Genomic DNA, 19,094 nt, shown 5'->3' with positions numbered 1-19,094 from the left:
GTACGTGGCCGTTGCGTCGTGCGCGAGAACACGCCACGCTTCGGACAGCAGATGGACAAGCCCGGAACTATTGGAGAGCATCGATTTCATGATTATCCGGTCCGCCACCCCACCACCAACCTCGGAAGACGTGCCCCCCGAGGAGATCCCCGAGGATCGGCCGCCGGCCGACTGGGGTCGTTGGAACTGGGCGCGTTCCGAATGGACCGTGGCGGTGGCGGCGAGCCTGCTACTGGCGGTGGTGCTGACCTGGCCGACCCTGCGCCACCCGGCGACCACGATCCCCGGCGACCTGGGTGATCCGCTGTTGCAGGCGTGGCAGGTCGCCTGGTCGGGGCACGCCCTGCTGACCAGCCCGACCGACCTCTGGAACTCGAACACGTTCTACCCCGAGACGTACACGTACGCCTACAGCGACACCCTGCTCGGGTACGCCCCGATGGGGATGCTCGGCTCCGGCTTCACGGCCGCCGTGATCCACTACAACCTGCTGTACGTGCTGCTGCACGCGCTGGCGTCGTTCGGGGCGTACGCCCTGGTACGGCAGCTCGGCTCGAACCGGTGGGGCGGCGCGGTCGCCGCCGTCGCCTGGGCGTACGCGCCCTGGCGGCTGGCGCACTCGGGGCACCTGAACATCCTGTCCAGCGGGGCGATCGCGCTGTCGCTGGCCATGTTGGCCCGTGGTCACGGCTGGTCGCTGCGCCACGGGTACCGGCCCGAGCTGCGCAAGCCGGGCTGGGCGGTGGCCGGGTGGCTCGTCGCCGCCTGGCAGATCAGCCTCGGGTTCGGCATCGGCCTGCCGCTCGTCTACTTCCTGCTGGCCACGGTCCTGGTGGCGGCCGGCTGCTACGGCTGGTCCTGGTGGCGCAAGCGGGAACGACCTCCGTTCGGCCGGCGTCTGCTGATCGCGGATCTCGTCGGCGGCGGGGTGTTCGGGCTGGTGACGCTGCTGCTGGGCATGGTCTACCTGCGCGTCGTCGACCTCAACCCGCAGGCCGAGCGGACGCTGGACTGGACGAAGATGTTCTCGCCCCCGCTGATCGGGTTCGTCACCGCGCCCGCCGACTCGTGGTTGTGGGGTGAGCGGCACGCCGGCGCGCGCGAGCAGTTGTCCTGGCCCCCGGAGATGGCGCTGCTGCCGGGGATGATGGTGATCGGGCTGGCGGCGGCGGGTCTGTTCCTCTCGGCGTACCCGATGCGGCACCGGGTCGCGTTGGGGCTCGGCGTGGTCGGCACCGTGCTGCTGGGTCTGGGCGCCACCCTCGGCGGTGACGGGGACCCGGGCTATCTGACCCTGTCCACGCTCCTGCCGGGCTGGGACGCGCTGCGGACGCCCGGCCGGATGATGCACTGGACGAGCCTGCTGCTCGCGGTGCTGGCCGCCGGCGCGGTGACCGCCCTGGCCGAGTCGCTGCGGCAGTCCACGCCCCGCCAGTGGGCGCGTACCCTCACGCCGCTGGTCCTGCTGATTCCCCTGACGGTGGTCACCCTGGAGGGCGTCAACTCCACGCCCCACCCGACCGTGCCGCAGCCGCCGGCCGCGATGCGGACGGTGCAGGACCCGATCCTCGTGCTGCCGGCCGGGGGAGTGGGCGACCTGACGTACATGTTGTGGACGACCGACGGTTTCCCCCGCGTGACGAACGGTCTCGCCGGCTTCGAGCCGGTCAGTCAGGCGCAGACCCGTACGGCGGTGGCGTCGTTCCCCGATCCGGTAAGCGTCGCGCACCTACGGGGGATCGGCGTGCGGTCGGTGGTCGTCGTGCCGAGCCGGGCCGTGGGAACGCCGTGGGAGAGCATCGCGACCCGACCCATCGACGGGTTGGGCATCACCCGGGAGGATCTCGATGGCACGCTGGTCTACCACCTCTGACCGCGTGGGCGGCGGATGCCCGGGTACGGGCGGGGTGAGGTGACGAGCATGCGACTGTCCGTCGTGGTGCCCTGCTTCAACGAGGAGGCGTCGGTCGAGCGGCTGCACGAGACCGTGTGCGCCGCCCTCGCCGAGCTGCCCGACGTCGAGGTCGAGGTGGTGTACGTCGACGACGGCAGCGAGGACGGCACTCTCGAGGCGCTGCGCCGGCTCGCCGCCGCCGATCCGACCGTCTGCTACACGTCGCTGAGCCGCAACTTCGGCAAGGAGGCGGCGATGCTCGCCGGGTTGCAGCGCGCCACCGGTGACGCGGTCGTCATCATGGACGCCGACCTGCAGCATCCACCCCGGCTGCTGCCGGAGATGGTGACGCTGTACCAGCAGGGCTTCGACCAGGTGATCGCCCGGCGGGACCGGCGCGGCGACCGGTTCGTCCGCATGATCGCCTCCCGGTCCTTCTACCGCCTGATCAACTGGTGGATCGACGTGCGCCTTCAGGACGGCGCGGGCGACTTCCGCCTGCTGTCCCGGCTCGCGGTGGACGCGATACTGGCGATGCCCGAGTACAACCGCTTCTCCAAGGGCCTGTTCTCCTGGATCGGCTTCCGTACGGCCGTGGTCGCCCACCCCAACGAGACCCGGCAGGCCGGGCGGAGCAGGTGGACGCTCAGCAAGCTCTTCAACTACGCGTTCGACGGCCTGTTGTCGTTCAACAACCGCCCCCTGCGCCTGGCCATCTACGGCGGCCTGTTCCTCACCCTCATCGCGCTGGCCTACATGGCGTGGGTCGTCGCCGACGCCGTCGAGAAGGGCATCGACGTCCCCGGCTACACGACGATCATCGTCAGCGTGATCGGGCTCGGCGGTATCCAGATGACCATCCTCGGCGTGATCGGCGAGTACATCGGCCGGATCTACTACGAGACCAAACGTCGACCGCACTACCTGGTGCAGGAGACCGAGTACCTCCTGGCGGAGACCGGCGAGGCGTCGCGGCGGCCGGTGCCGCCCGCGCCGCGCTCTGCGGTACGGGGCCAGCGGGTGACGTTGGCCCGGGAGAATCCGCTCTCCCGGCCGGCGTCCCGTCGGCCGGACGACCGCGAGCTGAGCTGAGCGGGCCTGCGGGCGGTCAGCGCCCGCAGGCCCGGCACGCTGTGCGGGTACGTAGGTGGTAGTCGCTGGACGCGACGAGGAGGCCGAGTCCCAGAAGGCAGTACGCCGACATGGCCACCCAGAGGAACGCGTCGGAGAATTCGCTCTCCGAACCCGACGCCACCTGCGCCATCCCCATCCCGAAGTACGCGACGATGGCTGCCCCGAGCCCGAATCCCGGCACCAGCAACAGCCGGCGGGGAATCCGCCGACCGGCGAGCAGGGGCACCCAGCCCGGCCACACCTCGCCCCAGTGGTGCACCAGCGCCAGCGGCAACAGCACCCCGGCCAGCACCAGGCCGACCTCCAACCCGATGATGGAGGCGTCCTGCGCCACGTTGTCGAAGCCCACCACGGCCTGCGCCGCGAAGCGGGTCACGAGCCCGGCCACCGCCACGTACGCTCCCCAGCGCGCCCACGGCGCGGGCGTCGTGCGCCGCCGACCGGGTCGGATCGTCCGGCAGCAGTCGGGACAGTCGCCGCGGGTCCGGCGCTGATAACCGAAGACGGCCAGGCCGAGAAGCGCCGCGCCGGTGGCACAGGCGAGCCGACTGGCGAACGCCAGCGGGTTGAAGGACGGGCCGGGCGCGAGCAGCAGCAGGCTCACCAGTTCCGGCAGCAGGATCGCCGCCGCCGCGACCAACGCGCCGGCAACCGTCCAGGCCAGTCCCGCGAGCGCCGGTCGCCAGGTCGTCGCACGGTCCAGGGCGACCGCCACCGCACCTGCGGCCAGGCACAACGCCACCGACCACCAGCCGGTGAAACCCAGCAGGTCCAACCCGAACGGTGGGAACTCCGGCGCCTCACCGACCGTCCACACCAGGCGTAGGCCGCCGTAGGCCACGGCCCAGCCGAGCAGGGCGTACGTCAGGCTGTGGCCGCTGCCACGGGTGCGGGGTGCCGTCGTCGTCATGCCTGTGATCCTCGCGGCGTCCCCGCCGCCGGGCTTCCCTCCGGCCGGGGAAGGCGCTCCCCGACCGGAGGGACCTGGCTCACGCTCGCCGCCTCCCGGCGGTCAGAGCGTGAACACGAGGGTCGAGATGCTCCGTGCGCCGACGTTGATGGTGGCCTGGCCCCCGTTCACGCTTGTCGGCTGGCTCGCCGCGTTGGCGTTCTGCGAGGTCAGGTAGTACTCCGCCTTGCTGACGTTCTGCGGGGCCTGGATCACGGCGTTGTTGACCGCGCTGTTCGACCGGTTGAGGATGACCAGCGTGATCTTGCCGTCCCCCTGGTAGGCCGTCACCTCCAGCGGGGACGCCTTGGAACTCTTGGTCAGGGCCACCCGCTGGTAGCCCGGCCGGACGTACTTGGCGTACTGGGAGAACGCGTACCCGCGCTTGAGCGGGGCGCCGGCCGTGGTGCCGTAGGCCGCCTCGCCGTCACCGATGAAGGAGTAGTAGCGCTTGCCGTACCACCAGATGTAGGCGCTCCAGTTGGCCTCCATCGACCGGTGCACCGTCCGCATGATGTCGTCGAGCGTCTCGTTCCAGACGGCCAGGTTGCTGGGGTTGCCCCAGATGTTCGACCCGCCACCGTCCGCCGCGTGCAGGTTCCACTCGGTCATCCACACCGGCTTGTTGTACTGGGCGGCCAGGTTGTACGGCGCCAGCCGTCCTGCGGACTCGGTGCCGTACAGGTGCCCGCCGATGTAACCGATGTTGTTGCGCGCGGTCGCGTCGTTCAGGGTGGGGTCGGTGTAGCCGTAGTTCAGGTTGACCGCCTCGGCGACCATCAGCTTGCTGTTCTGCACCTTCGAACCCTGGTCGCGGACGAAGGTGCGCAGCTCGGTGCCACTCCAGTCCATCGAGTCGTAGTCGGGGTGCCAGTCCGGCTCGTTCTGCACGGACGTGACGTCGATGGTCACCCCCTGACCCCGCATGTACTGCACATAGCTGTTCAGATGGTTCGCGTAGTCGTCGTAGTAGTCGGTCTTCAGCTTGCCGCCGTTGACCCTGCTGTTGTTGGTCTTCCACGCGGCGGGCGCGGTCCACGGCGAGGCGAGGATCTTCACGTTCGACCCGTACGCCTTCGCCGTCTTCAACGAGTTGACGTGGGTCGCCCATTCGCTGGACTCCGGCGAGAGGCCGGTACGCACGATGGACAGGCCGAGCTGGTTGGCGCCCAGCCCGACCAGCGTCTGGGTGTCGGTGGTCGACCAGGCGCTACCCCAGATGGACTGGGCGGCCCCGAACCCGTCGACGGTCTGGTACCTGGTGTTGCTGTTCACCGTGATGTCGGCCGGGCCGGTGGGCGGTGGTGTGGTCGGTGGCGGCGTGGTCGGCGGCGGCGTGGTCGGCGGCGGTGTCGTCGGGGCCGGCGTGGTCGGGGCCGGTGTCGTCGGCGTCGTCCCGCCGGTGCACGTCACGCCGTTGAGCGCGAAGCTGGACGGAGCGGGGTTGCTGCCCGTCCACGAGCCGTTGAAGCCGAACGACACGGTGCCGTTGGTCGCGATGGCGCCGTTGTAGCTGACGTTCCTGGCGGTGACCGCGGCGCCGCTCTGGGTCAGTGTCGTGTTCCAGGCCTGCGTGACGGTCTGTCCGGCGCTGTAGGACCAGGTCAGCGTCCAACTGCTGACCGGGTCGCCGAGATTGGTGATGTCGACGTTCGCGCCGAAGCCGCCCTGCCACTGCGATGGCACGGTGTAGTTCACGGCACAGCCGGCGGCTGCGGCGCCGGCGGGCGCGGCCAGTGCGACCGCCGTCGACGCCAGCAGGACAGCGCCCGCCGACACCAGGGCGGCGTTGGTGACCCTTCGTTTTCTCATCAGACTTCTCCCGAGGTGGGTGGTGGCGGCCGACGCGTCCGGGCTGGTCGGTCCGGAGAACGTCGGGCGGTACGTCAGGCGTCCCCGGGAGCGCTCCCAAGCACGCGAGGCGGGGCTGTCGGATCTGCTGTCCAGATCAGCCGGGCCGGTCACCCTCGACCTGCCGGTCGCCGAGCCCGACGCCGCGACGATTCGCGGAGGGGGTCACCGGGGGAACGCCGGTGCGGCGGCCGGGGAGTCGACGCCGGATCGGCCCGCGCGCCGGCGGTGCTGCGGGGCGCGACGAGTGACGATGCGACGGGCGGGTCCGGCGGGGCTGCGGCACCCTCCTTTGTCGACCGGCTCGTGGGGCGGCCGCTCTGCTCATTCGCGGCTCACGGGTGAGTGCCGCACAGCAAGCGCGCGAAACAGTTTCTCGTAACCAGGAATTTATTTCGTTCGATGCCCCCGTGTCAACGCCACACCACCCGCCCCCGGCCCTCTCCCTCCCCGCCTTCACCCCGGTGATCATGAAGTTGTTGTCGTGGTTGTCGGCGTGTCATGGCGGTAACTTCATGATCACCGGAGCCTGGGGGGTGTGCTGCAACAAACCTGCAAGCGGTAGGTGTTGCTTCACGGAAAACGCTTTCCTACGATCGTGTCACGTCGATGTTTCGTCCCCGGATCGATTGGGTGTGCCTCGGGGTGCTGCCGGTCGCGTGCCGCTTGGCCAGCGGCTCCGCCTCGGACGTCAGGGTGGCGGTATTGCCGACGATCGATGCGTAATTGATTGTCGCCTATTCCGGGTCGGGTGACGGCCGTCGTCTGACGCCCTCCGACATCGACGCGTCACTCGATTCTTCGAAAGTGAGGCGAGATGAGACGAACACTCGTACGCCGTCTTCCGGCGGCACTCGTGACGGTGGCCGTCGGGGTCGCGGCCGGCGTGACTCTCCTGGGTCCCCGGCCGGCGGTGGCGGTGGGCACTGCCACCGGTTACGCCACCCAGAACGGCGGGACCACCGGTGGCGCGGGAGGACAGACGGTGCGCGCCAGTACGGGCACCGCGATCCACGCGGCCCTGTGCGGACGGGCCAGCAGCAGCACCCCACTCACCATCGAGGTCACCGGGACGATCAACCACGGCAACACCAGCAAGGTGTCGGGATCGAGCTGCAGCACGGCGGACGGCGTGATCGAGCTGAAGCAGATCAGCAACGTCACCATCATCGGGGTCGGCAGTGGAGCTGTCTTCGACCAGGTGGGCATCCACATCCGCGACTCCCGCAACATCATCATCCAGAACGTCACGGTCCGGAACGTCAAGAAGTCGGGTTCGCCGACCTCCAACGGCGGGGATGCCATCGGCATGGAGAGCGCCGTCCGCAACGTCTGGGTCGACCACGTCACGCTGGAGGCGTCCGGCGGGGAGTCGGAGGGGTACGACGGCCTCTTCGACATGAAGAACGACACCCAGTACGTGACCCTGTCGTACAGCATCCTGCGCAACTCGGGGCGCGGCGGTCTCATCGGTTCCAGTGAGAGCGACCTGTCGAACGGCTTCGTCACGTTCCACCACAACCTGTACCAGAACATCGATTCCCGTACGCCGTTGCTGCGCGGCGGCGTCGCCCACATCTACAACAACAGCTACGTGAGCCTGAACGAGTCCGGTATCAACTCCCGGGCCGGTGCCCGCGCCAAGGTCGAGAACAACCACTTCCGCGACTCGAAGGACGTCCTGGGCACCTTCTACACCGACGAGCGCGGCTACTGGCAGGTCAGCGGCAACATCTTCGACAACGTCACCTGGTCCACCCCGGGCAGCGACAACTACCCCGCCGGCCCCGATCCGACGTCCACCACCACCGTCAGCATTCCGTACGCCTACCGGCTGGACGGCGCGAGCTGCGTGCCGAACGTCGTCGGCCAGACGGCGGGCGCCAACACGGGCCTGCGGGTGTCCGACGGAAGCTGCTCGCCGCAGACGCCGGCGCCCACCACGCCAGCGCCCACCACGCCGCCGCCGACCACGACGCCACCCAGCGGGACGAATCTCAGCCTGGGCGCCGGCGCGGACGGTTCCAGCAAGGCCAGCGGGACCAGTTACGGCAACGTGCGCGACGGCGACATCGCCACCTACTGGTCGCCGGCCGGCTCGACCGGTTCGATCTCGATCAAGTGGGGATCCGCCACACGGGTGTCCCGCGTGATCATCCGGGAGCCCTCCGGCGCCCAGGGCTCCATCGGATCCTGGCAGCTCGTCAACCACGACACCGGCGCCGTCCTGGCCTCCGGTGCGGGTGCCGGTGCGATCACGTTCGCCGCGACGACGCTGAGCAAGATCACTTTTAAGATCAACAGCTCCAGCGGTACGCCCCGGGTCGGCGAGTTCGAGACGTACGCCAGCTGACCATCCGGTGGCGGGCGCGTCGGGCACGCGGTGAGGAGCGGCATTCCGCAGAGGTATGAATATGACCCTGAGGAATGCCGCTCTTCAACCCGTCGCCATGGCGGGCCCGGCAACGGCCCGTGGCCGTGCTGAAGAGCGATGACCGGCGCGGGCCGGTGCCCCGATCCGCAATCACGTTCGGTTGTCGCGGCGTCACTGTTAGCATGCGGCCATGTCCGCAGGTCAACGGGGAATCCAGGCAGGCGACGGCGATCCCGCGGTGACCGACGCGGGGCGCTTGGCGGCGTTCAGCGACGGCGTGTTCGCCATCGTCATCACCCTGCTGGTGCTCGACCTGCGGGTGCCGGACTTCCACGAGGGCGAGCTGGCCGAGGGGCTTCTCGGTGAGGGGCCGTCGTACCTGGCCTTCGTCGTGTCGTTCATCTACGTCGGGGTTCTCTGGCTGAACCATCACGCCGTGCTCCAGTTGGTGCGGGGCACCACCCCGGCGTTCAGCGCGATCAACCTCGGCATTCTCTTCGGCGTGGTGATCATTCCCTTTCCCACCGCGGTCCTGGCGTCGGCGTTGGCCGACGGCAACGCCGACGACCTGCGGGTGGCCGTCGTCCTGTACGCGTTCGCCGCCTCGCTGATGTCGGCGCCCTGGTGGGTGCTTTTCTCCTACGTCCGCCGCCACCCGGCGCTGCGGGCCGACACCGTCGGCCAGGACCAGGTACGGGTGCAGGAGCTCCGCCCGATCGTCGGCCTGGTCCTCTACGGCCTGACCGGTCTGCTCGGCTGGCTGGTGAACCCGTTCCTCGGCCTGATCGGCGTGGTCGTGATGATCATTTTCCACGGCGCCACCAGTCAGGGGCTCCGCTCCGGGCGGTGGTGGCCGGGGCGCGACACCCGCCGACGCTGACCCCAGCGCACCTCGGTTCGCGCAGGTCGCGGCGTTGCGGCTATGTTTGCGCACGCTCGGGGGAGCGTCAGGGGGGACAACGGCATGAACATCATCGGCGATCGGATGGCGGCGGCGTACGACGACGCCATCGAAGATCTGTGCGGAGCGACACCGAAGGGCTACTACGCGCGGCGGGGCACCGCCCGTGCGGCGGTGACCCACGCGGGAGCGGCGACGCTCAACGTGGCGTACGACCTGTCGCGGGAGCCGGATCTCGAAGCCCTGCACGAACTGGCCACGGAGGTGTCCGGGCAGGTCGAGGCCTGGTCGATCATGGTCCGGAGCGAGGTCGACGGCGCGGTGGCCGATCTCGCCGCCCGGCACGGGCTCGCCGCGCGCAGCGAGCTGCCCCTGCTGGCGTGCACGGTGGACGAGCTGGTCTTCCGGGCGGACGAGGCGCAGCGCGAGCGCGTACTGCGCGTCGGCGCGGCGGACAGCGATCGGTACACGGACGTGCTGACCAGGGGCTTCGAGGCGCCGGACGGTCTGTTCGGGTCGCTGATGGGGGGCGCGGTGCTCGACGCCGAGCGGATCGACGGCTACCTGTACGAGGAGGCCGGCCAGGCTCTCGGCACCGGTCTCGGGATGCGCACCCACGGTGTGGTCGGCGTGTTCAACATCGCCGTCGTCCCGGACGCGCGTGGTCGCGGCCTGGGCCGCGCGATCACCGAGAAGGTGGTACGCGACGGGATCGCGGCCGGCGCGGACGCGGCGTACCTGCAGTCCAGCGCGCTCGGCCGGCCGCTGTACGAGTCGATGGGCTTCCGTTTCCAGGAGAACTGGATCGCCTTCCATGCCTGAGCAGCCCTCAGGCCCGGAGAGCCGCGACGCACGAGGGGGAGAGTAACCGTGAGCTTCAGTGACGACGTCCGCTCGGCCTTCCGGCGGGGGGAGAGCGACGCGGTGGTACGGATGAGTACGGCGGAGATTGAGCGTGCTCGGGCCGTCGGCGACGCGGCGGGTGAGGTGGAGGCCCGCTACAGCCTGGCCCGGGTGGCGATTCGCGGCGGCGACCTGGCGCTCGGGGAGACGCGGGCGCGCGAGGCCCTCGACGTCGCGGTGCGCTCGGGTGACCGCGCGCTCCAGGAGCGGCCGAGGCACGTGCTGGCGGCGGTGGCGCGGATGTCCGGCGACCTGGACCGGGCGCGGGACCTGTATCGCGAGAGCATCGCGCTGAACGAGTCGCTGGGCCGACCGGAGACGGTGAATTCCGAGACGCACAACCTGGCCTCCTGCGAGCTGGGTCTCGGTAACCTCGCCGAGGCGCGGAGGCTGTTCGCCCTCAGCCGTACCCGGGTGTTCCAGCACGGCTGGGACGACTTCGTGCCGTACGTCTGCGTGGCGGGTGCGGCACTCGCGTCCGCCGAGGGTGACCATTCGCGGGCGGCGCTCATGGTCGGCCTCGCGGACGCGGCGTTCGCGGCGATCGGCCAGGTGCCGGACCCGGACGACGCGGCCGACCTCGCCGCCGTGCGCGACGCCGCGGTCGGGGCGCTCGGCCCCGCCGCCTACGCCGCCGCGCAGGAGCGGGGCCGGCAGCTCGATCCTCGGACGGCGTTCGACGACGAGCACTGAGAAGGGGCGGTCAGGCCGACCGGGCGGCGGCGACGGCCTGGCCGCGCTCCGATTCGGGGAAGCGCCGGAGCATGGCCCGCACCTCGTCGGCGCTGACGTTGGCGCCGAACAACTCGCTGCCCGGTTCGAGGCGTACGCCCTCGGCGAGCGGGCCGGCGACGACCGGATCGAAGCCGAGGGCGTCCACCAGCGAGGCCACCGGAGCGAGGTCGGCCTCGTCGTCGCCGGCGATCGCGATGGCCTTGCGGCCGGCCGTGCCCGCCGGACGGGCGCCGTCCTCGAGATCGTGGTAGCCCATGTGGTTGAACGCCTTGACGACCCGCGACCCGGCCAGGAACGCCTGGACGATCTCACTGGACGAGGTGCGCGGATCGGTCAGGTCGTCGCGGATGCCGTCGACCTCCCACCAGTAGTTCATCGCGTCGACGACGAGCTTGCCCCGCAGCGCCTCGGCGGGCAGCGCGCGGTACTTGCCCAGCGGCAGGGCGAGGACGACGATGTCGGCGTCCGCCACGGCGTCGACGGCGGTGGTCGCCACCGCTCCGGGCGTCAGCACCTCGACGGTCAGGGCGATCTTCGCCGGATCGCCGGAGCCGGCGACGAGCACCCGGTAGCCGGCGGCGAGCGCGAGCCGGGCGAGGACCGTGCCCACCTTGCCGGCGCCGAGGATGGCGAGGGTCCGTGGTCGGTCGGTACCGCTGTCGTTCATGTCTTCCTCTCCGATGATCGGCCGGTGGTCAGCCGGCCAGGATGTCGCGGACCATGGGGATCACCCGCGAGCCGTACAGCTCCACGGCGCGCATCCGGGCGCTCACGGGTTGCGCCCCGGCGGTGTAGATGAGGTCGAAACGGCCGACACCGAGACCCTTGATGGCGGCGGCCATCCGGCGGGCGACCGTCTCCGGCGAGCCGATGTAGAGCGAGCCGTGCTCCACCTCCGAGTCGAACTCCTGGCGGCGGATCGGTGGCCAGCCGCGCAGCGCGCCGATCCGGTCGCGCATGACCCGGTAGTACGGCCAGAACAGCTCCTTCGCCTCCTCGTCGGTGTCGGCGACGAAGCCGGGCGAGTGCATCCCGACCGGGTGCGCGGTGGTGCCGAGCTGGTCGGCGGCCCGGCGGTAGAGGTCGATGTAGGGTGCGAAGCGCTCCGGAGCGCCGCCGATGATGGCGAGCATGAGCGGCAGGCCGTACCGGGCGGTCCGCACCACCGACTGCGGCGAGCCGCCGACGCCCACCCAGGTGGTGAGGCGTCCCGACTCCGTCTTGGGAAAAACGTCGGCGTCGGTGAGCGGGGCGCGGGTGGTGCCGCTCCAGGTGACCGGCTGTTCGTCGAGCAGCTTCGCGAACAGCTCGATCCGCTCCTCGAACAGCACGTCGTAGTCGGCCAGGTCGTAGCCGAACAGCGGGAAGGACTCGGTGAACGAGCCCCGGCCGAGGATGACCTCGGCCCGACCGTTCGACAGCGCGTCGACCGTGGCGAAACGCTGGAAGACGCGGACCGGGTCGTCCGAGCTCAGTACGGTGACGCCGGAGGAGAGCCGGATCCGCGAGGTACGGGTGGCGATGCCCGCCAGCACCGTCTCCGGCGTCGACACCGAGTACTCGGGTCGGTGGTGCTCGCCCAGGGCGATGACGTCGACGCCGAGGTCGTCGGCCAGCACCGCCTCGTCGACGACCTGCCGGATGGCGGCGGCGTGGGAGACGGGCTTGCCGGAGTCGTCCTCCGGTACGTCACCGAAGGTGTCGAGGCCGAACACGAGATCAGACATTGGTGGGCTCCTTCGCCAACAGCTCCCGGACCCGTGGCGCGACCTCGCTGCCGAGCAGCTCGATGGTGCGCGCCCGCGCCTCGCGAGGCAGGTGCATGATGTCGTACTTCAGGTCGAACCGACTCAGCCGCAGGTCGCGGGCCATGGTTGCGATCTTGCGGGCCACCGTCTCCGGTGACCCCACGAACAGCGCGCCGTGGTCGATCTCGGCCTCGTAGCGCGCGCGGTCCGGCTTGTAGAAGCCGCGCTCCTTGGCGAGCCGCGCCACCGTGGGCTGCCAGTACCGCCACCACGTCTCGACGGCCTCCTCGTCGGTGTCCGCGACGAGGCCGAGCGAGTGTTGCCCGACGGGTTGCGCGGCCTGCCCGAACTGTTCGAGCGCCCGATGGTAGAGGTCGACGTGGCCGGCGAACCGCTGCGGGCGTCCACCGATGATCGCCAGCAGGAGCGGGAGCCCGTGCCGGGCGGCGCGGATAACCGAGTTGGGGCTTCCTCCGACGCCGATCCAGGTGGGGATTCCACCCGGGCGCATGCGCGGATGGAGCCGTTGCGCGACCAGGGGAGTGCGTACGGTTCCCGACCAGGTGACCGTTTCGTCGCGTTGGAGCTGGAGGAAGAGGTCCAGCTTCTCCTCGAACAACCGCTCGTAGTCCGCCAGGTCGTAGCCGAACAGGGGGAACGACTCCGTCGCGGATGCCCGTCCGAGGACCAGTTGGGCCCGGCCGTCGCTGACCGCGTCCAGGGTGGCGAACTCGTGGTAGAGCCGTACCGGGTCGTTCGTGCTCAGGACGGTGACCGAGGTGCCGAGCTTGATCCGGTCGGTCGCCGTGGCCATGGCCGCGAGCAGGACGGGGGTGGCCGAGTCGTTGTGCCCCTCCCGGTAGTGCTCGCCCAGGCTGAACACGTCGAGCCCGACCGACTCGGCGAGCCGGGCCTCGTCCACCAGCAGCCGGACGGTCTCGGCGTCACTCAGGATCCGGTCGCCGTCCGTGGCCACCTCGCCGAACGAGTTGAGCCCCAGTTCGAAGGGTGCGGCGGACATGTCTCCTCCTCGGCGTTCTTCGCCGTCGACACGCGGGAAGTGGCCTTCCCGGTTGACGTGTCAATGATGCTAACCTGCGAATTGACACGTCAATTCCCGGGAGGGTTCGATGGTCGACACCACACCCGAACGGCGCGGGGGCCGGCAGTTGCCGACGGCGGAGGAGCTGCGGATCTGGCGGGACTTCGTCGAGACGACAGAGGCGCTCACCTCCCGGGTCGGGTCGCGTCTCCAGGTCGACTCTTCCCTCTCGCCGGGTGACTACGCCGTCCTGCTCGCCCTCAGCGAGGCACAGGATCGGCGGATGCGCTCCTCCGCCCTGGCCGCACAGATCGGGTGGGAGCGGAGTCGACTCTCGCACCACCTGGGTCGGATGGAACGACGCGGGCTGATCCGTCGCGAGGAGTGTGCGACCGTCCCGCGCGGGGCGGAGGTGCTCCTCACCCCGGCCGGGGCCGAGGCGTTCCAGCGGGCGACCTACCCGCACCTGCGCACCATCCGGGAGCTGTTCGTCGACGCTCTCACACCGGACCAGCTCCGCGCGGCCGGCGACATCGCGCGGGCGCTGCGCGAGCACCTGGGGCCGCGCGCCGACGAGTAGTCGGCGCATGGAGGACGGCACATCGGGTACGCGCCTGCGGCCGTCGAGTCCGACGAGCGCCGCGCAGCCCGAGGAGCACCGACATGTCGATCGCGGGGCGGGTGCGACTCGCGCCGAACGTCTCCCTGGTGCTGCTGGCGTCGATCCTCGTGTCGTTCCTGGCCGCCTCCGCGGCCCCGACCCCGCTCTACGGGACCTACCAGGAGCGCTGGCACTTCTCGCCGGTCACGACCACCGTGGTGTTCGCGGTCTACGCGCTCGCGGTGCTGGCGTCGCTGCTCACCTTCGGCAAGCTCTCCGACCACGTCGGCCGGCGTCCGGTCCTGGCCGCCGCGATCGCCGTACAGATCCTGTCGCTGCTGGTGTTCATCCTCGCCAACGGCGTACCCGCGCTGCTGGTCGCCCGCCTCGTGCAGGGGCTCGCGGCGGGCGCGGCGACGGGCGCCGTCGGCGCGGCCCTGCTGGACATCGACCGCGCTCGCGGGACGCTCGCCAACTCGATCGCGCCCGGCCTCGGCACCGGCAGCGGGGCGCTCCTCTCGGCGCTGTTCATCCGCTACCTGCCCGCGCCGACCCGCCTGGTGTACGTCGTCCTCGTCGTGGTCCTGCTGATCCAGGCCGTCGGGGTCGCCTTGATGCCGGAGACCGTCACCCGGATGCCGGGTGCGCGGCGCAGCCTGCGACCGGAGATCAGGCTGCCGCGCCCGGTGCGCGGGCCGGTGCTGGTCGTCGCTCCCGTGCTGTTCGCGGTCTGGGCGCTGGCCGGCTTCTTCGGCGCGCTCGGCCCGGCGCTCGTACGCAGTCTCATGGACACGTCGATCGTGGTCGCCGGTCTGGTGCTCTTCGTCTTCGCGCTCTTCGGGTCGGTCGCCGTCCTGCTGTTGCGCGACACCGCCGCCCGGACGGTCATCCTGACCGGGGTCGTCGCCCTCATCCTCGGCATGGTCGTCACGGTGGTCGCGGTCATGGCCGAGTCCGTACCCGGGTTCTTCGTCGGTCTCGCGCTCGGCGGCGTCGGCTTCGGCGGAGGGTTCCAGGGCAGCCTCAAGACGATCATGCCGCTGGTCGAGGCACACGAACGCGCCAGCGTGCTGTCGCTGCTCTACGTGGTCTGCTACGTCGGTTTCGGCCTTCCCACCGTGATCGCCGGCTTCCTCGTGGTGTACGCCGGGGGCCTCCCGCGGACCGCCGACGAGTACTCCGTCGCCGTCATCCTGCTCGCGCTTGTCGCCCTGTTCGGGCTGCGCCGGGCGACGAGGGCGGCGCCGGGCTGATGCCCCGAAGGCCGCACCTCACCGGTGCGCAGGACGTAGCGTGGTCGTCGACGGTGGGGCGAGAAACCCAGGAGGTCGCGATGAGTCCGAACGCCGGTGAGGGCGATCTGACGTCGTACCGGTCGGCGACCGACCTGGCGGACGCGCTGCGGCGCGCGGCGGCGGCCCACGACGAGCACGAGAAGCGCACCGGCCAGCGGGACGACAACTGGCCCGACTGGTACGCGAGGTACCTGGTGGCCGAGCAGTCCGGGGCGACGCTGCCCGAGTGAGCGACGCCCAGCCGCGCCGGCCCGGTCCACCGGGCCGGCGCGGGCGCGGCTGCTGCAATCATCCGATGTATGCGCGGCGGGTGGCCTGACCCGCGCCGTCGTCATGCGCGCCGATCCGCGCCGCGAGCGCCGGCGATCGACACGACATCGCTGATGTGGGGCTGACCGGTCGGCGGGATGCCCCCACATCACTGCACCGGTGTCGATCATGGTCGGTGCGCAGGGCGGCAGCGATGATCGGCAAGCGATCGACCGTTGCCTATTGCGTGACACCGGAGTAATCTTCCCGAAACACATCGGACGTTTCGCGTCCGAGGGTCTGCCAAACGGCCTGCGCAGCGGGGCCGGTGTCACCGCGCGGACCCACCATCGGGGGTCGTCGTTGTCGCGCTTGGGTGGCCGCATCGGTCACCGTTTGGAGGATCGATGTCAGACCTGACCCGGCGGCAGGCCCTCAAGATCGGTGCGGCCGGCGCGGGTGGCGCCCTGCTGCCGCTGCCGTGGACGGCGACCGCCAACGCCGACTCCGTCGCGCCGCCGCAGGTGCTGGCGGCCAACGACCTCGCCCTCTGGTACGACGAGGGCGCCGGCACGGACTGGCTGCGGGCCCTGCCGATCGGCAACGGCCGGCTCGGCGCCATGGTGTTCGGCAACGTCGACACCGAGCGACTTCAGCTCAACGAGGACACCGTGTGGGCCGGCGGCCCGCACGACCCCAGCAACACCCGGGGCGCGGCGGCCCTGCCGGAGATCCGGCGGCTGGTCAACGCGAACCAGTGGACCCAGGCCCAGGACCTCATCAACCAGACGATGATGGGCAACCCCGGCGGGCAGTTGGCGTACCAGACCGTCGGCAACCTCCGACTCGCCTTCGGGTCGGCCAGCGGAGCGTCCCAGCACAACCGCACGCTCGACCTCACCACCGCGACGGCCACGACCTCGTACGTCCTGAACGGCATCCGCTACCAGCGTGAGGTCTTCGCCAGCGCGCCGGACCAGGTCATCGCGATGCGGCTGACCGCCGACCGCGCCACCTCGATCAGCTTCACCGCCACCTTCGACAGCCCGCAGCGGACGACGGTGTCCAGCCCGGACGGCACGACGATCGGCCTCGACGGTGTGTCCGGCAACCAGGAGGGCGTCACCGGGCAGGTCCGCTTCCTCGCCCTGGCCAACGCCACCGTCACCGGCGGCAGCGTGTCCAGCTCGGGCGGCACCCTGCGGGTCACCAACGCCACCAGCGTCGTCCTGCTGATCTCGATCGGCTCCAGCTACGTCAACTACCGCAACGTCGGTGGCGACTACGGCGGCATCGCCCGGCAGCGCCTCAGCGCGGCCCGCGCCTACAGCTACGACCAGTTGCGCACCCGGCACGTCGCCGACTACCAGGCGCTGTTCGAACGGGTGACCCTCGACCTGGGCCGCACCTCCGCCGCCGACCAGACGACCGACGTGCGCATCGCCCAGCACAACAGCGTCAACGACCCGCAGTTCTCCGCGCTGCTGTTCCAGTTCGGGCGGTACCTGCTGATCTCGTCGTCGCGGCCCGGCACCCAGCCGGCGAACCTCCAGGGCATCTGGAACGACTCGCTGACCCCCTCCTGGGACTCGAAGTACACGATCAACGCCAACCTGCCGATGAACTACTGGCCGGCCAACACGACCAACCTGGCCGAGTGCCACAACCCGGTCTTCGACATGGTCCGGGAGCTCGCCGTCGCCGGGGCGCGGACCGCCCAGGTGCAGTACGGCTCCGCGAGCGGCTGGGTCACCCACCACAACACCGACGCGTGGCGGGCCACCGCCGTCGTCGACGGCGCGTTCTGGGGCATGTGGCAGACCGGCGGCGCCTGGCTGTCCACGTTGATCTGGGACCACTACCTGTTCAACGGCGACATCGAGTTCCTGCGGACGAACTACCCGGCCATGAAGGGCGCCGCGCAGTTCTTCCTCAACACCCTCGTGACCGAGCCGACCCTCGGCTACCTGGTGACCAACCCGTCCAACTCGCCGGAGCTGAGCCACCACTCGAACGCCAGCGTCTGCGCCGGGCCGACGATGGACAACCAGATCCTGCGGGACCTCTTCGACGGCGTCGCCCGGGCCAGTGAGATCCTCGACGTGGACAGCACCTTCCGGGCGCAGGTACGGGCCACCCGGGACCGCCTCCCCCCGATGAAGGTCGGCTCGCGCGGCAACATCATGGAGTGGCTCTACGACTGGGTGGAGACCGAGCCCAACCACCGGCACATCTCGCACCTGTACGGGCTCGCGCCCAGCAACCAGATCACCAAGCGTGGCACCCCGCAGTTGTTCGAGGCCGCCCGCCGTACGCTGGCGCTGCGCGGCGACGACGGCACCGGCTGGTCGCTGGCCTGGAAAATCAACTTCTGGGCGCGGATGGAGGAGGGCAAGCGGGCCCACGATCTGATCCGCTACCTCGCCACCACCGCCCGGCTCGCCCCGAACATGTTCGACCTGCACCCGCCCTTCCAGATCGACGGCAACTTCGGCGCCACCGCCGGCATCGCCGAGATGCTGCTCCAGAGCCACATCGGTGAGCTGCACATCCTGCCCGCGCTGCCGCCGGCCTGGCCCAGCGGCCGGGTGACCGGCCTACGGGGTCGGGGTGGGCACACGGTCAGCATCACCTGGGCGAGCGGCGCCGCCACCGAGGTGCTGGTGCGACCCGACCGCGCCGGCACCGTCCGCCTGCGGTCACGGTTCCTGACCGGCACCGTCAGCGTCGTCGACACCACCGACGGTACGTCCCGCCAGGTCACCCGGGTCGAGTCCGACCTGGTCGAGGTCACCGTGCAGGCGGGACGCACCTACCGGGTCACGAGCACGGGGGCCACCACACCGACGTTGGAGCAGAGCTTCACCAACGCGGGCATCACCAACGACAGCAACACCAACGTCGGCAACTTCGACGGCAACGGTGCCACCCTGTCGGCGCAGGCCCTGGCGCAGGCCGGCGCGAGCCCGGGCAGCACGGTGAGCCGCAACGGGGTGAACTTCCGCTGGCCCAACGTCAGTCCCGGCACGGCCGACAACGCCATCGCCTCGGGCCAGACCCTCGGCATCAGCGGCACCGGCAGCACGCTCGGCTTCCTCGTGACCGGCACGTACGGGGCCGTGTCGGGTACCGGCACGGTGGTGTACGCGGACGGGACCCGCCAGACGTTCACCCTGAGCACGCCCGACTGGTACGGCGGCCCGGTGTCCGGCGCGACCGCCGCCATCGTGTCCGCGTACCAGAACCGGCCCAACAACGGTCGACAGGCCACGGCCGCGTGCATCTACTACGTGGGCGTCGCCCTACAGAACAAGGCGGTGACCCAGGTCGTGCTGCCCAACATCAGCGCACGGGCGGCGGCCAACGTGCCGACGATGCACGTCTTCGCCATCGCGATCGGGTCCTGACACTCAGCTCG

General features: G+C 70.5%; 15 protein-coding genes. 10 read left to right on the top strand and 5 right to left on the bottom strand.

Annotation, left to right across the window (positions count from 1 at the left end; translation table 11 throughout):
* Nucleotides 1–88 precede the first annotated feature (88 nt).
* Nucleotides 89–1,873 (top strand): hypothetical protein, encoded by a 1,785-nt coding sequence (locus ACQP0N_RS20005; RefSeq protein WP_433112877.1) that lies wholly within the window; start codon nt 89–91, stop codon nt 1,871–1,873.
* Nucleotides 1,874–1,912: 39 nt separating this feature from the next.
* Nucleotides 1,913–2,986: a glycosyltransferase family 2 protein gene (locus ACQP0N_RS20000; RefSeq protein WP_433112874.1), complete on the top strand. Its 1,074-nt coding sequence runs from the start codon at nt 1,913–1,915 to the stop codon at nt 2,984–2,986.
* A 16-nt stretch (nt 2,987–3,002) separates the two neighbouring features.
* On the opposite strand, the gene ACQP0N_RS19995 is transcribed toward ACQP0N_RS20000, so the two are convergent.
* Together ACQP0N_RS19995 and ACQP0N_RS19990 are read right to left on the bottom strand one after the other, a co-directional pair.
* On the bottom strand, nt 3,003–3,938 hold the full coding sequence (locus ACQP0N_RS19995; RefSeq protein ID WP_433112871.1) for a hypothetical protein: 936 nt from the start codon (nt 3,936–3,938) through the stop codon (nt 3,003–3,005).
* Between the two features lie 102 nt (nt 3,939–4,040).
* Entirely contained in the window at nt 4,041–5,789 is a 1,749-nt protein-coding gene (locus ACQP0N_RS19990) for a cellulose binding domain-containing protein (RefSeq protein WP_433112868.1), read from the bottom strand.
* 856 nt (nt 5,790–6,645) lie between these two features.
* On the opposite strand from ACQP0N_RS19990, the gene ACQP0N_RS19985 reads away from it, so the two are divergent.
* From ACQP0N_RS19985 to ACQP0N_RS19970, 4 genes are all read left to right on the top strand, one after another.
* Complete coding sequence (locus ACQP0N_RS19985) at nt 6,646–8,181, top strand: pectate lyase family protein (protein WP_433112865.1); 1,536 nt, start codon at nt 6,646–6,648, stop codon at nt 8,179–8,181.
* A 211-nt stretch (nt 8,182–8,392) separates the two neighbouring features.
* Nucleotides 8,393–9,082: a TMEM175 family protein gene (locus ACQP0N_RS19980; protein WP_433112862.1), complete on the top strand. Its 690-nt coding sequence runs from the start codon at nt 8,393–8,395 to the stop codon at nt 9,080–9,082.
* Between the two features lie 84 nt (nt 9,083–9,166).
* On the top strand, nt 9,167–9,925 hold the full coding sequence (locus ACQP0N_RS19975; RefSeq protein WP_433112859.1) for a GNAT family N-acetyltransferase: 759 nt from the start codon (nt 9,167–9,169) through the stop codon (nt 9,923–9,925).
* A gap of 48 nt (nt 9,926–9,973) precedes the next feature.
* Nucleotides 9,974–10,699 (top strand): tetratricopeptide repeat protein, encoded by a 726-nt coding sequence (locus tag ACQP0N_RS19970; RefSeq protein WP_433112856.1) that lies wholly within the window; start codon nt 9,974–9,976, stop codon nt 10,697–10,699.
* 10 nt (nt 10,700–10,709) lie between these two features.
* On the opposite strand, the gene ACQP0N_RS19965 is transcribed toward ACQP0N_RS19970, so the two are convergent.
* Genes ACQP0N_RS19965 through ACQP0N_RS19955 form a run of 3 tightly spaced genes read right to left on the bottom strand, consistent with a single transcriptional unit; the run spans nt 10,710 to nt 13,510 of the window.
* Nucleotides 10,710–11,408: an NADPH-dependent F420 reductase gene (locus ACQP0N_RS19965; protein WP_355048056.1), complete on the bottom strand. Its 699-nt coding sequence runs from the start codon at nt 11,406–11,408 to the stop codon at nt 10,710–10,712.
* 28 nt (nt 11,409–11,436) lie between these two features.
* Nucleotides 11,437–12,468: an LLM class flavin-dependent oxidoreductase gene (locus tag ACQP0N_RS19960; protein WP_433112853.1), complete on the bottom strand. Its 1,032-nt coding sequence runs from the start codon at nt 12,466–12,468 to the stop codon at nt 11,437–11,439.
* Nucleotides 12,461–13,510: an LLM class flavin-dependent oxidoreductase gene (locus ACQP0N_RS19955; protein WP_433112850.1), complete on the bottom strand. Its 1,050-nt coding sequence runs from the start codon at nt 13,508–13,510 to the stop codon at nt 12,461–12,463. The genes ACQP0N_RS19960 and ACQP0N_RS19955 overlap by 8 nt, the downstream gene beginning before the upstream one ends.
* 109 nt (nt 13,511–13,619) lie before the next feature.
* Here ACQP0N_RS19955 and ACQP0N_RS19950 point away from each other — a divergent pair, with 109 nt between their 5' ends.
* From ACQP0N_RS19950 to ACQP0N_RS19935, 4 genes are all read left to right on the top strand, one after another.
* The gene (locus ACQP0N_RS19950) at nt 13,620–14,111 is read left to right on the top strand and encodes a MarR family winged helix-turn-helix transcriptional regulator (protein ID WP_433112847.1); all 492 of its coding nucleotides are present in this window, start codon (nt 13,620–13,622) and stop codon (nt 14,109–14,111) included.
* A gap of 83 nt (nt 14,112–14,194) precedes the next feature.
* Nucleotides 14,195–15,385: an MFS transporter gene (locus tag ACQP0N_RS19945; protein ID WP_433112844.1), complete on the top strand. Its 1,191-nt coding sequence runs from the start codon at nt 14,195–14,197 to the stop codon at nt 15,383–15,385.
* A gap of 80 nt (nt 15,386–15,465) precedes the next feature.
* The gene (locus ACQP0N_RS19940) at nt 15,466–15,657 is read left to right on the top strand and encodes a hypothetical protein (protein ID WP_433112841.1); all 192 of its coding nucleotides are present in this window, start codon (nt 15,466–15,468) and stop codon (nt 15,655–15,657) included.
* Between the two features lie 426 nt (nt 15,658–16,083).
* Nucleotides 16,084–19,083, top strand: a complete 3,000-nt coding sequence (locus ACQP0N_RS19935) for a glycoside hydrolase family 95 protein (RefSeq protein WP_433112838.1) — start codon at nt 16,084–16,086, stop codon at nt 19,081–19,083.
* Nucleotides 19,084–19,094 lie beyond the last annotated feature (11 nt).

Source organism: Micromonospora sp. CA-246542, assembly GCF_050942905.1.
Classification (GTDB): Bacteria; Actinomycetota; Actinomycetes; order Mycobacteriales; family Micromonosporaceae; genus Micromonospora.
This window is presented reverse-complemented; position numbering and strand designations above follow the sequence as displayed.